Source organism: Cellvibrio sp. QJXJ (assembly GCF_024452345.1).
GTDB lineage: Bacteria > Pseudomonadota > Gammaproteobacteria > Pseudomonadales > Cellvibrionaceae > Cellvibrio.
The window spans coordinates 1,630,830-1,643,902 of sequence record NZ_CP101662.1; the positions used below are offsets into that span (position 1 = coordinate 1,630,830).

Below are 13,073 nucleotides of genomic sequence, written 5' to 3' on the forward strand. Positions count from 1 at the left end.
TCCTCTGGCTGATAATTAAATCCAAAAAATTATTGTCAGTCAGACCGCCCCCTCCATAATATGCACCTCCTTTTTATACCCTGCCCCTGAGAATGTTTTTGATGTTAGATGTAACCCAGAGTGATGTATCGCTCACAATTAAGTCGCGCGCCGAGGTGGTTCGTCCGTTAGTGGCGATGGGCTTGGGTAGTTTTGCGGTGGGAACCAGTGAATTTGTGATTATGGGGCTCCTGCCGGAAGTATCGGCAGACCTTGCCATTAGCATCCCCCAAGCAGGTCATACTATTAGCGCTTATGCGCTGGGTGTAGTGATAGGCGCTCCCATACTGGCGCTGCTCGGTGCACGGGTGTCGCGTCGTTTGATGCTAATTATTCTGATGGCGCTCTTCACCGCGGGAAACCTTGCCAGTGCATTCGCTGCCGATTATCAGTGGATGATTGCAATGCGCTTCATGAGTGGTTTACCACACGGCACTTATTTTGGTATCGCTGCGCTGGTTGCCGCCTCATTAGTTCCAGTGCACAAACGCGCCCAAGCGGTAGCTATGGCGATGCTGGGGCTGTCGCTTGCGACATTAATTGGTGTACCGCTAGCTGCCGCACTGGGCCAATGGTTGGGATGGCGTTTCGCATTTGTATTTGTGGCGCTAATAGCTCTGTTATCAGCGGTGATGATTTTTTACTGGCTACCCGTCATACCTCGGGATAAATCGGCAAGCCCACGGAGCGAACTGGCAGCCCTGGGCAATAAACAGGTTTGGCTGACGCTCGGAATCGGCGCCATAGGTTTTGGGGGGATGTTTGCCGTGTTCAGCTACGTCAAACCGAGCTTGATGGCGCTGGCGGGGCTCACCGAAGCGGGCGTGCCATTTATCTTGGCTCTGTTCGGCGCAGGCATGGTGGTAGGTAATATTGTGGGCTCCAAAATGGCCGACAAGGATTTGATGGGGTCTGTACGCGCAACCTTAATTTGGTCAGCGTTGGTACTGGGAGCCTTTGTGCTGACTGCCCATGTGCTGTGGATTGCCTGCATTAATGTATTTTTAGTCGGCACAGTGGTGGCAATTGGCCCCGCCCTGCAAATTCGCCTGATGGATGTTGCTGGCAAGGCACAAACCCTGGCAGCAGCACTTAATCACTCCGCATTTAACTTTGCCAACGCCATTGGTGCACTACTCGGTGGCTGGGCAATCGACTTGGGCCTTGGTTGGTCATCTACCGGCTGGGTGGGATTGATACTGTCCATCGCCGGTTTGGGTATTTACGCTCTAGCCAAAAAAGATTCCATCAAAAACGGTTAGGGTGAAATCAATTTTTCAACCAGTGCTACCGGCACGGGAATGACCGTGCCGTGACGCATGCGCACCGGAGTACCTTCATCGGGGAAGTGCATCTGATCTGATACATCTTCCCAGTTGATCATATCGCTTGAGCGCAAGGCGCCGTAACGATGCGTGGTATAAGCATCGTAATAGATCACCGCACTGTCACCAATTTGTACCCCTGTTGGCCCCTCCACCCACAACCCTTCCTTGGTGATAGGAGCACTCAATGTTCCAAAAGGCCCCTGCAAACTGTTAGCGGAGGCGACCTGCAAATATTTTTTGGGCGGGAAACGGGTTTCATCTTTCACAATAAAATGCAATTTGCCATTGAAGCGCAAAAACGTCGCATCAATCACACTGAAACCTGGGTCGTAAAATAATTGGGTGGGAGTGAAGGTTACAAAATCCTGCGTGGTAGTAACGTAAAGGCGATGATTGTAATTATCCTCAGACGCTCCCTCTGTTGCCGGAAATTTACCCGGAATGGTCGATGACCAAAAAATCACAAAATTTTTGCTGACCTCGTCATAAATAATTTCTGGCGCCCAAGTATTACGCACACTGGGTTCATGGGCCATTACCGGAATTTCTTTTTGCGCTGTCCAATTTACAAAATCTTTGGTGGATGCATAACCAATATTGTTTTCATTCCAGCCCGATGTCCACACCATGTGATAAGTGCCATCCGGCCCCTGCACCACACTTGGGTCACGCATCAACCTGGATTTGCCGATAGCTGGTCGCCAATGATTTTCCGCACGCGGAACTTTTTGCCAATGATAACCATCCCTACTCACCGCGAGATTTAAACCGTCCTCCCCATTTTTGGTGAAGTAAGTGAACAAGTATGCAGTTTTGCTTGATGTATTATTTTCAACGATACCTGATACGCAGCCTGAAAGACTCGCGAGCAATCCAACAATCACTAACAGCCGATGCAATCCCGAAGTGAACATGGTCACTACCTCAAACAATTTGCAGAATAAAAAACGCCGGCAATTAAGCCGGCGAAACGACGACGACAACTTGGATATGTAGCATCCAAGGCCTAGCAAAAAACCTTAACCCAGCTGACACATTATGCGGCGGTATTAATTATCGACAATGCAGTAAAACAAGCATTTGCCCAGTTTTTATCCCCCAAAATAACCGGAGTGCGCTGATGTAACTGGGTTAATGGTGTGTCGAGGATTCGCCCTGCCTCGGTGTAACCACAACCACCGGCCGCCTCTACCAATAGCGCCATAGGAAACGCCTCATACAACAAACGCAACTTGGCTGGCTGTGCAACATCGCGCGTATCACTTGGGTAAATAAAAACACCGCCGCGCGTGAGAATACGGTGCACGTCCCCCACCATCGCCCCCTGCCAGCGCATATTAAAACGGGTATTCGCAGGCTGGGGGGCGATCAAGCTGGTTATATAATTCTGAAACGGTTTTGGCCAATAAAACAAATTCGCCATATTGGCGGAAAATTCACGCGTGCCCTGCTGAAAAACAATATCTTTTTTTGATGAAATAAATTCGCCATTACTTTTATTGAGCGTGAATTCATGCACCACCGCTCCTGTAGATATTACCAATGTGGTGTAAGGCCCATAGAGCACATAACCCGCACAAAGCTGATCCCTACCGGTTTGAAAAAATTGCTCGTCGCTATGATCAGGCACATCATCCCGCGCCTTCAAAATAGTAAAAATTGTACCGATTTGGCCATTCACATCGATATTGCTACTACCATCAAGTGGATCAAATGCAACCAAATAGGGCGCACCGGAGCAAGCAAGCCGCGCATGTTCTTCCTCTTCGGAGGCGATTGCTCTTACCGAGCCTTGAGCAGTCAGTGCTTCAATTAATAAATTATTGGCGATTACATCCAATTTTTTTTGTACTTCGCCCTGCACATTTTCCGCGTCGGTTGCACCAAGCGTATTACCCAAGGCACCGTGACCAACTTGTTCAGCAATGTGGTGACAGGTGGATAAAATTACCGCAACCAGATCAATTAATTCCGGAGCCGCATTTTCTTGCGCCAATAATGTTTTAAACGAAATCATTAGTTTGCCTTGTAGCGTCCAACACAATTTAATTGCACAAAAGACTCGGTTAAACGAGCGACCATTGCCTGCTCTGCACTACGCAACCATACGCGCGGGTCATAGAATTTTTTGTTGGGTGCATCCAGGCCTTTGTCATTGCCTAATTGACTGTGCAAACAATTGGCATTGGTGCGATAAAAATTCAACACGCCCTGCCAAAAAGCCCATTGGGTATCGGTATCGATATTCATTTTTACCACACCGTAGTCAATCGCTTCTGCAATATCGCGCGGGGCAGATCCGGAGCCGCCATGAAATACAAAATCCAGTGCATTTTTTGCCAAGCCAAATTCTTTACTAACAAAAGCTTGTGAATCTTTCAAAATCGTTGGCTTTAATTGCACATTACCGGGGTTATAAACACCGTGTACATTGCCAAAGGAAGCGGCGATGGTAAATTTTTTACTGATGGATGCCAGTTGCTGATAGGCGTAAGCCACATCCGCTGGCTGAGTGTAAAGCGCCGATTTATCCATGTGGCTATTATCAACACCATCTTCTTCGCCACCGGTACAACCCAATTCAATTTCCAGCCCCATACCCATGGGCGCCATTTTTTCCAGATAGCGTGCACTAATGGCAATATTTTCAATGAGAGACTCTTCCGACAAGTCAATCATGTGTGAGCTGAATAAAGGTTTGCCAGTCTGTTCGAGATGGCGTTTACCCGCGACTAACAATCCATCAATCCAGGGTAATAATTTTTTGGCTGCATGATCGGTATGCAACACCACTGGCACTTCATAGTAAGCCGCCACCTCATGCACATACTTTGCTGCCGCGACTGCCCCCAACACCGCCGTATCTTGCCCGGAGAGCTTGAGCCCCTTACCGGCAAAAAACGTAGCGCCACCGTGAGACAACTGAATAATAACCGGCGAACCCACATTGCGTGCCGCTTCGAGTGCAGCATTGATGGAATTGGTACCAATGACATTTACGGCGGGTATGGCGTAGTTATTTGTCTTGGCATCGGCATAGACCGTTTGTAAATCACTACCAGTAACAACACCGGGTTGGACAAGTTTTCGCAAGCTAATCATGATTTTGTTCATTACTCCTGTTGCAATACGATCATATTAATTCTTTTTCAATTAATTTCAATCACAAACAACAGCAAAAAGTCGTTTTTCGATCACATAAGATCACAAAATGAATGGGCTTAGTCGAAACATGACCAGCGCACCAACTCTCCACTACAAAATAATGATTCCCCTTGATATAACTCACTGAACGGCTATGGTCAGACAGTAGTAAACATCAGGATTAAAGAGGCACATGCGATGAAAGCAGTCAGAATTCATGCCTATGGCGGGCAAGAAGTATTAACACTGGAAGATGCGCCCATGCCGCAACCAGGAGAAAAGGATGTACTGGTACGCGTAGTAGCCAGTGCAATAAATCCGGTGGATTGGAAAATTCGCGCAGGTTACTTGAAAGACATGCTGCCCTACTCATTTCCGCTTATTTTGGGGTGGGATATTTCAGGTGTGATAGAGGCCGTGGGTAGTGGTGTTACAAAATTTAAACCGGGTGACGCGGTTTATTCACGCCCCAATATTTTACGCGATGGTGGTTATGCCGAATTTATTGCGATTGATGAAAATGAAGTCGCACTCAAACCTAAAACCATTACTCATGCAAGTGCCGCCTCACTGCCACTGGCCGGTATTACCGCATGGGATGTATTAGTTAAAACGGCAGCCATCAAAGCTGGCGACCGCGTACTCATTCACGCGGGTTCCGGCGGTGTAGGCTCACTGGCAGTGCAACTGGCCAAGGCATTTGGCGCTCATGTGGTAGCCACTACTTCCACAAAAAATATTCCGCTAGTGAAATCCCTTGGCGCCGATCAGGTTATCGATTATCGCACCCAGGAATTCGACCATGTGGTCCACGGCATGGACATAGTGTTTGACACTATTGGCGGGGATGTGCAGGAAAAATCCTGGGCTTCACTCAAAGAAGGTGGCATTTTAGTTTCAGTAGTGAGCCCGCCCACAGCAGAAAAGGCAGCAGCACATTCCGCACGCGGCGCATTTGTATTTATTCAACCCGACGCCGCGGTTTTAACAGAATTGGCAGCGCTGGTTGACGCCGGAAAAATTCGCCCGATTATTGCCGCCGAGTTTGCACTGGAAGATATTGTAAAAGCCCATGCGCTCAGTGAATCCGGCCGCGCCGATGGAAAAATTGTTTTGCATATCGGCAAACCCTGATCTGCTTAGCCAATAAGCACGCTAACCCACAAACAAAAAGAGCGCCGCATTGGCGCTCTTTTTTTTGTATCAGCTAATGGCTTAGATAATACCCGAGCCAGTCGCTTTAGGATCGCGCGGACGAACCGGCGCCATCGCATTGCGGTAGTTAGCCGCACGGTAGGTTTTGAGTGGATTAATCGCTGCCCCTTTACGATAGCGCGCCATCGCAAGGATAGGCGCCACATCAAAGTTAAAGGCGCGTTTTAATTCGCCCGAGGCCATGATCGCATCGTTAGCGTCCTGATAGCCGTAAAGCGCTTCGCGGTTCACCAACAATGCTTTGATATAAGAGCGTTGCACTTCAATCGCCGAGGTAACCAAACTTTCAATTGGGTCGGTTACATTATGCGATTGATCGAGCATATAAGCCGGATTAAATTCGGATTCTTTGCGATGCTCAGCGTCCACCAATTCATTAAAAATCAGGAATTGTTGGTAGGGCTGCAATGAACCTGAATCCAAATCGTCATCGCCGTATTTACTGTCGTTAAAATGAAAGCCGCCCAATTTTTTAAATTGGATCAAACGCGCCACAATCATTTCAATATTGGTATTGGGCGCATGGTGCCCCAAATCCACCAGCGATTTACATTTTGGCCCCAAGTGCATGGCAGCCAGAATGCTGCTGCCCCAATCCTGAATCACGGTGGAGTAAAACGCTGGCTCAAACATTTTGTGTTCAAGGTGCATTTCCCAATCCGCCGGCAGGCCTTTATAAATTTGTTCGGCACTGGCCAGATAGCGCTCAAAGGCGCGCTGGAAATGTTGCTGGCCTGGGTGGTTGGAGCCATCGCCCACCCACACAGTTAAACTTTTAGCGCCGAGTTGTTGGCCATAGCTGATGCAATCCAGATTGTGCTGGATGGCTAAATCGCGCGAGGCTTTTTCAGTGTTACTCAGACTGCCGTATTTATAAGAGACCGCTTGGCCGGGTTGATCCTGAAAGGTGTTGGAATTAACCGATACCCATTTCAAACCGTAAGCATCGGCATGTTGTTTTAATTCCGCAAAGTCATCCACCTTGTCCCAGGGAAAATGCGGCGAAATGCTGTCGGTACAACCGGATAATTCGTTAATCACCGCGCAGTCTTCCACTTTTTCAAAAATATTGCGCGGCTCACCCTGACCAGGGAAACGCGCAAAACGAGTGCCGCCGGTGCCAGTTCCCCAGGAAGGTACTGCGATTTGAAAGGCTTCTGCCGCTTTGGTGATGGCTTCTATATCAATGCCATCGCGACTGAGTTTTTCACCCAGTGCATTAAAATCCGTTTGCAGAAATGCAAATTCTTTTTCATTTTGCTCGTGTAATACAGCTGAATCTATGCGTCTCATGATTATTGTCTCTTAACGTAAGAAGGCTTCGTGCAAACCACCATCTACACTGATGACCTGGCCGGTGGTTTTGCTGAGTTGACCGGAGATTAACAGGAAAGCAGCTTCGGCTTGATCGTCCGGGGTGATTGGTTTTTTGGTGAGTGTGCGCTGGGCATAAAATTCTGCCAATTTGCTGCGCAGTGCTTCAGTACTTTCACTTTCATCAAACGGAATATCGTATTTGGCGAGCGATGAAATCACCCGGTCGCGCGGGAACATATTACTGCCCTGCACAACAGTTGCCGGAGCTAATGCGTTTACATTGACCAATGGCGCCAAGGTAACAGCCAACTCGCGCACCAAGTGATTGGCTGCTGCTTTGCTGGTGTCATAAGCCAGCGAACCTTTTTTGGAAACCGCCGCGTTCACGCTGGTGGTTAATACCAATGAGCCGGGCAATTTTTGTTTAACCCAAATAGTTTGCGCCTCTGATGCAACTACATAACCGCCTTTCACATTCACGCCAAAACTCAAATCAAAAATCTTGTCGTTTTGATTCATGTCGGCACCTTCAGCGATAAACACACCGGCAGTAACAATCACATTATCGATACCGCCGTAGGCAAGAATCACCTGGGTAAACATATCGCGCACGGTTTCGCGTCTGGTGATATCCACCGCGAGTGCAATAGCGGGGCCACAGCTGGAAATACCTGTACCGGCCACACCAATACCCTGGCCGTAAATCTTGGTGAGTTCTGCGGCAGTTTGTTCCGCGGCTTCCAAACGTAAATCCGCACAAACGACGTGTGCCCCCTCTTTGGCAACACGATGGGCAACTGCTTTACCAATACCATCGCCCGCGCCAATCACCACCACCACATTGCGCGCTTGATTTGCCTCTTTGGGCATACGTTGCAATTTCGCTTCTTCCAACGCCCAGTATTCAATATCAAAGGCTTCTTGCACCGGCAGCGCCGTGTATTCAGAAATCGCTTCTGCGCCGCGCATCACTTCAATCGCGCAGTTATAAAATTCAGCAGTCACACGCGATTCGGATTTGTTTTTGCCCCAGGCAATCATACCCACACCGGGGATTAATACGACGGTGGGACTTGGGTCGCGCATCGCCGGAGAATCAGCACGTTTGCACGCCTCATAATAAGCCGCGTAATCCGCGCGATATTTTTCCAAACCGGTTTTGAAGCGGCTGATCAAGGTTTCCAAACTGTCGTTCTGCGGATCAAACTCAACATAAAGCGGTTTGATTTTCGTGCGCAGGAAATGGTCCGGGCAGGAAGTGCCTAATTCAGCAAGGCGCGGTGCATCCACACTGTTAACAAAACGCAAGGTGGTTTCATCAGTTTGCACTGTGCCGATAAATTTTACTTTTTCAGAAATCAAACCGCGTGCTACCGGCAAAAACTCGCGCAGTAATTCAGTGCGCGCGGCATCGCTCAGGCTTTGGTACTTTTGACCACCAAAAGTGTTAGCGCCTTTATCGTGTTGTTCGATATAACGCGCGGCAGTTTCAATCACCCAGAGTGAGGTTTCGTAACAGGTTTTACTCTCGGAGGCCCAGTTGGTGTGACCGTGTTGGCCAAGCAAAATACCCCAGATGTCCGGATTTTTTGCATAGGTTTCTTCACAGACTTTGGCGGCTTCCCAACCCGGACGCATCCAGGGCACATAGGCCAACTTGCCCCCCCAAATTTCCCGGGTAAGTTTTTCCTGGTCTTTACAGGAGGCGACAGAAATCACCGCATTGGGGTGCAGATGGTCAACGTGTTTTTCCGCGATCATGGAATGCAACGGCGTATCAATAGATGACGCACGAGGATTCAAACAAAAATTACAGTGGGTAAACATACCCACCATGCGGTCTTCACCGGCAGATTTGTAACCCTTGTCGGCATAGTTTTGGTAGACCTTGTCCAGCGCTTGCAGCTTGCCGCTGTACAACGAAGAGAAATTTTCTTTTTTGGAGGTGCGCAAATCGCCACCGGAACCCTTCACCCACAACACTTCCACTTTCTCGCCGGTGAGCGGGTCTTTTTCAATCAATTTGGCCGAGGTATTACCACCACCGGTATTGGTGATGCGCTGGTCTTCGCCCAACTTATTGGAGCGATACACCAGGTTTTCTACCGGATCCAGCTTGTCGGCAACTGCATCATCCCAGAGGTAATTGACGTGTTTATATTCATCTGGCTGGTAAGACATGGATGATTCCTATGATTTATAGTGGATACAACTGATTGCTTTGTTGCTATGCAATTAACAATGCAGTCAATATAACTACATACGGAAGCATTTACAATCATTTTCAATCATAATTAATCCTCAAAGTCTGATTTCGATCACATTGACATAACAGCAGGGGAAATCGGAACCGGCGGCACAACATAGGCACAACTCATACTAGGCAAATCACCCGGAACAACACGGCACATCAACCACAGAAACAAAGTATAGAGGGAAGAAAAAAGAAAGCAGCGAGAAAATAGCGAAGGGTAAACTGGATAGAAAAAAGGCAAACAGCGGAGGGGAAGATTGGCGTGCAATGAAATTAAAAAAAATTGTCAGACCACAATGAACCTGACAACCCATTACAAGAATATTAAAACTGCAGTAAAAAATTTAACCCAAGCGCACAACAAGTCGCGCATTAATCGCAGGCATCAACCACAATAACCTGAATACCCTGACGCTCAAAATGCTCCAGCGTAGCCTTGTTTGCATTGCTATCGGTAATCACTACATCCACACCCGAAAGTGGGCTAAAAATTAAATTGCCTTTAACACCAATTTTGGTACTGTCCGCAAGCACAATTAATTTGTCTGCACGCTTACGTAATTTTTGCTCCGCCAAAATCAGCAGCGGATCAGTCTCCATTACCCCTACTTCGCTAATGCCCGGGCAGCCCATAAACATCTTGCTACCGTGGTAATTTTGCGTAGTGTCATTTTCAAAGGAGCTGAGAATAATACTCTGCTTGCGATAAACCTCACCACCCGGCAGGGTAATTTGATTTTGGCTGGACTCCAACAATTCGTGTGCCAATACAAACGAATTAGTGAGAATATTCATACGGCGATCTTGCAAAAATTCCGCCATCATAAAGGTAGAAGAACCACCATTGATAATGACCGATTCGCCATCCTCACACAGCTCTACCGCGCGCTTGGCAATCATGCGTTTGGTATCGACATTTTTTTCTTTATCAACCCAAAAGGATTTGCCGGATATTTTTGCCGTGGGCACTACTTTGGATTGAATAACTTCTGCGCCACCGCGAATTTTTTTAATTTTTCCCGATGCGGCCAATTTATTTAAATCGCGACGAATAGTCGCCTCGGAGGAATTGAGTTGATCACAGAGGGCACGGACACTGGCAAATTGTGCCTCTTCCAAAAAATCCAAAATAAGTTGTTGACGCTGCTTCTCCAGCATATGCCTTGCCCCGAAAAATGATGATGAATACCCAGAACCGATTTGTTTAGTAGCTAGTGTTATAAGCTGTCAAGCGATGATACTGAGATAACCAATCATAATCAATCAAATAACATAGTATTTGATTGATTGCGGGGGAAATTGGTGATTATTGGGTAATTAGTGCATACCAATGGGTGCGATATTCCCACAGGCCGTTGAATTGGGCAGGCGCGCAGGCCTCCAACACCAGATTAGCGGAGGGTGATTGACTAGCGGCCGCTGAACCGTCAATACGGGTCAGCAACAATGTGCCCTGTACAGTACCGGTATCGTCGGCAGATAAGTACACCGGCTGCTCGCTGCGCAACTGCGCCACCAACTGACACAGCAGCGGGTTTTTCAGAAACGCACCTTCAATATAAATCGCACCACTGGCCTGTAAATCACTCAGGCGCTGATCAATCATTAATGCGCAGTAAAGAGTAGCAATAGCACCGGCAGAGGGTGCGGGCTGCGGGCACTGCAGCTTAGGTTCAAGCCCGCCATAAGGGCCATTGCCACTGCTAAAATCCGGCGAGACCATCCACAGATTATCCAGTGCACCTTGTATATCCTGCTGCGTTACCGGAGTTTTGATATCCCCCCCCAAACGCTGGCAAATTGCATCGTATTCACGCCCGCCCATAAAACGGGCGCAGGCAATCGGGTCACCATAGACATCACAATTGGCCAGAGTGTCGCGACGGCGATGCAAGCTGCTGAGGTCGCCCTGAGCTTGCATCAGGATTGTCCAGGTGCCGGTAGATACCACGGTAAAACTGGCCGCTTCGGTGCGGTTGGCACACAAATAACGCAGGTAGCTGGCATTACTGTCATGCAGGCCGACATAGACCTTGCAATCTGCCCTTAAGCCCATGCTCTCTGCAACGAGAGGACTGATGATGCCCAAGGTTTCCCAAGCCGATTGCAGCGGCGGCATCAGCCCCTGCCAATGGCATTTTTCTACCAGCGACGAATAGTGATGCGCGCGCGGTGCCCATAAATCCGTATGGCAACCAAGCGATGTCACCTCCCCTGACAATTGGCCGGTTAAGCGCCAGCCCCAATATTGTGGGTACATCAATAAGTGTGTCGCTGTTGCAAATGGCGCGGGGAATTGTTGCTGTAGCCAAAAAATCTGCCGCCCCAAATTCAACCCTGCAGGCAAATCGGGCGAGAGAGTTTCGGCAAAATCCGGGCGCAGCGAGTGGTAGGCCGCATCACAATCATTAATGCCCGCATATTCATAATCCAATACCGGAAGAGCCAAGCCATCTGCCAGTGAAAGCTTATTGTTAACCAGTGCCGCCGTAGCGCCGTGGGTTGTCACAACCAGGGCACTAATTTCGTGAACGCGCGGGTAATTCACCAACGTTTGTTCCAGCCAGTGCCAAATACCCGCGACATCGGCATGGGGGTATGGCGCAGTCTCTATCGGCATATTTCTACGGGAATAGCTGTCACAAAGCTGATCGGAACTGTCCACCAGCTGCAGTTTAACGTTGGTTTTACCTATATCGAGGACAGCTTTCATAGTGATGATTCTGTAATTCAGGCTATATCAGGGTAAGTGCGACCAATCATAGCGACAATACAATCTTTTGCAAGCAAAATTAATCACTTTCAATCTTTTGTGGTCAGATGTAGACTCTAATGCGGCGCCCGAAAACTCCAGGTCGCCACTCAATAACAAAAACTATCCATACATCGTCAACCTTCGGCATGGTCGTAACAGGAACCCAGGTCATATGAACAAGCGCGAAAAAATTATTATCGGCAACTGGAAACTCAATGGCAGCAAGCAACTTATGCAAGACACGCTAGTGGAGTTGGGGCAAGCCATCAACCCGCATCATGCTGCAAATAACTTTACGCTGGCGATTTGTTCGCCCAGTATTTACGTGGGGGAAATGATTCAACTCGCCATGCAAATCAGCAATAAATTATTGATCGGCTGCAAAAATATTAATACTGACCCGCACACGTTTACTGGCGAACTCTCCGCACACACAGCCAAAGCAATGGGCTGCAAACTCTGCCTGGTAGGGCATGCCGAGCGGCGCACGGCGCTCAACGAAGGCAACTACAGTTATCACATTAAAGTGAAACAATTATTGGCCGCAGGTGTTTCCCCCGCGCTGTGTATTGGTGAAACGTTGGAGGAAAAATTAGCCGGTAAAACTTACACGGTTCTGCACCAACAAATAACCCAAGCCCTTGCAGGTATTACCCTGGGCGATAACACACCGCTTTACATTGTTTACGAACCCGCTTATGCCATTAGCAGTAGCCAGGCATTGACACCGGTGTTTGCACAGGCAGTTCATGCCGATATTCGCCGTTTGCTGAGCGATATTCTTGGTGCAACACAGGCCAATAAAATTGCCATTATTTATGGGGGCAGTGTCAATCACGACAACGCATTAAACCTCATCGCCCAGCCCGATGTAGATGGGCTATTAATTGGTTGCGCCAATTCAAACTTGCAGCACTTCCGCGCTATTTGTAATAAGGTTTTTTCACTGGCACCGGTATTTAATTACGCCACCGAACGCAAGGACTACGAAAACTACATGGATGCCAGTTAATTAATGGCT

General features: G+C 48.3%; 10 protein-coding genes. 3 read left to right on the forward strand and 7 right to left on the reverse strand.

Annotation, left to right across the window (positions count from 1 at the left end; genetic code table 11):
• Nucleotides 1-101: 101 nt before the first annotated feature.
• The gene (locus NNX04_RS06930) at nt 102-1,301 is read left to right on the forward strand and encodes an MFS transporter (RefSeq protein ID WP_261947912.1); all 1,200 of its coding nucleotides are present in this window, start codon (nt 102-104) and stop codon (nt 1,299-1,301) included.
• On the opposite strand, the gene NNX04_RS06935 is transcribed toward NNX04_RS06930, so the two are convergent.
• From NNX04_RS06935 to fbaA, 3 genes are all read right to left on the reverse strand, one after another.
• Entirely contained in the window at nt 1,298-2,281 is a 984-nt protein-coding gene (locus NNX04_RS06935; protein ID WP_261947913.1) for a glycosyl hydrolase, read from the reverse strand. The genes NNX04_RS06930 and NNX04_RS06935 overlap by 4 nt on opposite strands.
• A gap of 122 nt (nt 2,282-2,403) precedes the next feature.
• Nucleotides 2,404-3,384 (reverse strand): class 1 fructose-bisphosphatase, encoded by a 981-nt coding sequence (locus NNX04_RS06940; RefSeq protein ID WP_261947914.1) that lies wholly within the window; start codon nt 3,382-3,384, stop codon nt 2,404-2,406.
• Complete coding sequence (gene fbaA / locus NNX04_RS06945; protein ID WP_261947915.1) at nt 3,384-4,469, reverse strand: class II fructose-bisphosphate aldolase; 1,086 nt, start codon at nt 4,467-4,469, stop codon at nt 3,384-3,386. Before fbaA ends, NNX04_RS06940 begins: the two co-directional genes overlap by 1 nt.
• Nucleotides 4,470-4,709: 240 nt before the next feature.
• On the opposite strand from fbaA, the gene NNX04_RS06950 reads away from it, so the two are divergent.
• The gene (locus NNX04_RS06950; RefSeq protein ID WP_261947916.1) at nt 4,710-5,645 is read left to right on the forward strand and encodes an NADP-dependent oxidoreductase; all 936 of its coding nucleotides are present in this window, start codon (nt 4,710-4,712) and stop codon (nt 5,643-5,645) included.
• A gap of 81 nt (nt 5,646-5,726) precedes the next feature.
• Here the strand turns inward: NNX04_RS06950 and rhaI are convergent, their stop codons facing one another.
• The 4 genes from rhaI to NNX04_RS06970 all read right to left on the reverse strand — a co-directional run bounded on the left by rhaI (nt 5,727) and on the right by NNX04_RS06970 (nt 12,010).
• Nucleotides 5,727-7,019 (reverse strand): L-rhamnose catabolism isomerase, encoded by a 1,293-nt coding sequence (gene rhaI / locus NNX04_RS06955; RefSeq protein ID WP_007642586.1) that lies wholly within the window; start codon nt 7,017-7,019, stop codon nt 5,727-5,729.
• A gap of 12 nt (nt 7,020-7,031) precedes the next feature.
• Entirely contained in the window at nt 7,032-9,224 is a 2,193-nt protein-coding gene (locus tag NNX04_RS06960) for a bifunctional rhamnulose-1-phosphate aldolase/short-chain dehydrogenase (protein ID WP_261947917.1), read from the reverse strand.
• Nucleotides 9,225-9,669: 445 nt separating this feature from the next.
• Nucleotides 9,670-10,455, reverse strand: coding sequence for a DeoR/GlpR family DNA-binding transcription regulator (locus tag NNX04_RS06965; protein WP_007642591.1), 786 nt, complete (start codon nt 10,453-10,455; stop codon nt 9,670-9,672).
• A gap of 148 nt (nt 10,456-10,603) precedes the next feature.
• On the reverse strand, nt 10,604-12,010 hold the full coding sequence (locus NNX04_RS06970; protein ID WP_261947918.1) for an FGGY-family carbohydrate kinase: 1,407 nt from the start codon (nt 12,008-12,010) through the stop codon (nt 10,604-10,606).
• 214 nt (nt 12,011-12,224) lie between these two features.
• Between NNX04_RS06970 and NNX04_RS06975 the strand changes: the two genes are divergently transcribed.
• Nucleotides 12,225-13,064, forward strand: a complete 840-nt coding sequence (locus tag NNX04_RS06975) for a triose-phosphate isomerase family protein (protein ID WP_151056952.1) — start codon at nt 12,225-12,227, stop codon at nt 13,062-13,064.
• The last annotated feature ends 9 nt before the right edge of the window (nt 13,065-13,073 follow it).

Bases quoted from the DNA above. Each gene is read 5' to 3' on its own strand.
- NNX04_RS06930 (WP_261947912.1), top strand. From the start codon at position 102: ATGTTAGATGTAACCCAGAGTGATGTATCGCTCACAATTAAGTCGCGC.
- NNX04_RS06935 (WP_261947913.1), bottom strand. From the start codon at position 2,281: ATGTTCACTTCGGGATTGCATCGGCTGTTAGTGATTGTTGGATTGCTC.
- NNX04_RS06940 (WP_261947914.1), bottom strand. From the start codon at position 3,384: ATGATTTCGTTTAAAACATTATTGGCGCAAGAAAATGCGGCTCCGGAA.
- fbaA (WP_261947915.1), bottom strand. From the start codon at position 4,469: ATGATTAGCTTGCGAAAACTTGTCCAACCCGGTGTTGTTACTGGTAGT.
- NNX04_RS06950 (WP_261947916.1), top strand. From the start codon at position 4,710: ATGAAAGCAGTCAGAATTCATGCCTATGGCGGGCAAGAAGTATTAACA.
- rhaI (WP_007642586.1), bottom strand. From the start codon at position 7,019: ATGAGACGCATAGATTCAGCTGTATTACACGAGCAAAATGAAAAAGAA.
- NNX04_RS06960 (WP_261947917.1), bottom strand. From the start codon at position 9,224: ATGTCTTACCAGCCAGATGAATATAAACACGTCAATTACCTCTGGGAT.
- NNX04_RS06965 (WP_007642591.1), bottom strand. From the start codon at position 10,455: ATGCTGGAGAAGCAGCGTCAACAACTTATTTTGGATTTTTTGGAAGAG.
- NNX04_RS06970 (WP_261947918.1), bottom strand. From the start codon at position 12,010: ATGAAAGCTGTCCTCGATATAGGTAAAACCAACGTTAAACTGCAGCTG.
- NNX04_RS06975 (WP_151056952.1), top strand. From the start codon at position 12,225: ATGAACAAGCGCGAAAAAATTATTATCGGCAACTGGAAACTCAATGGC.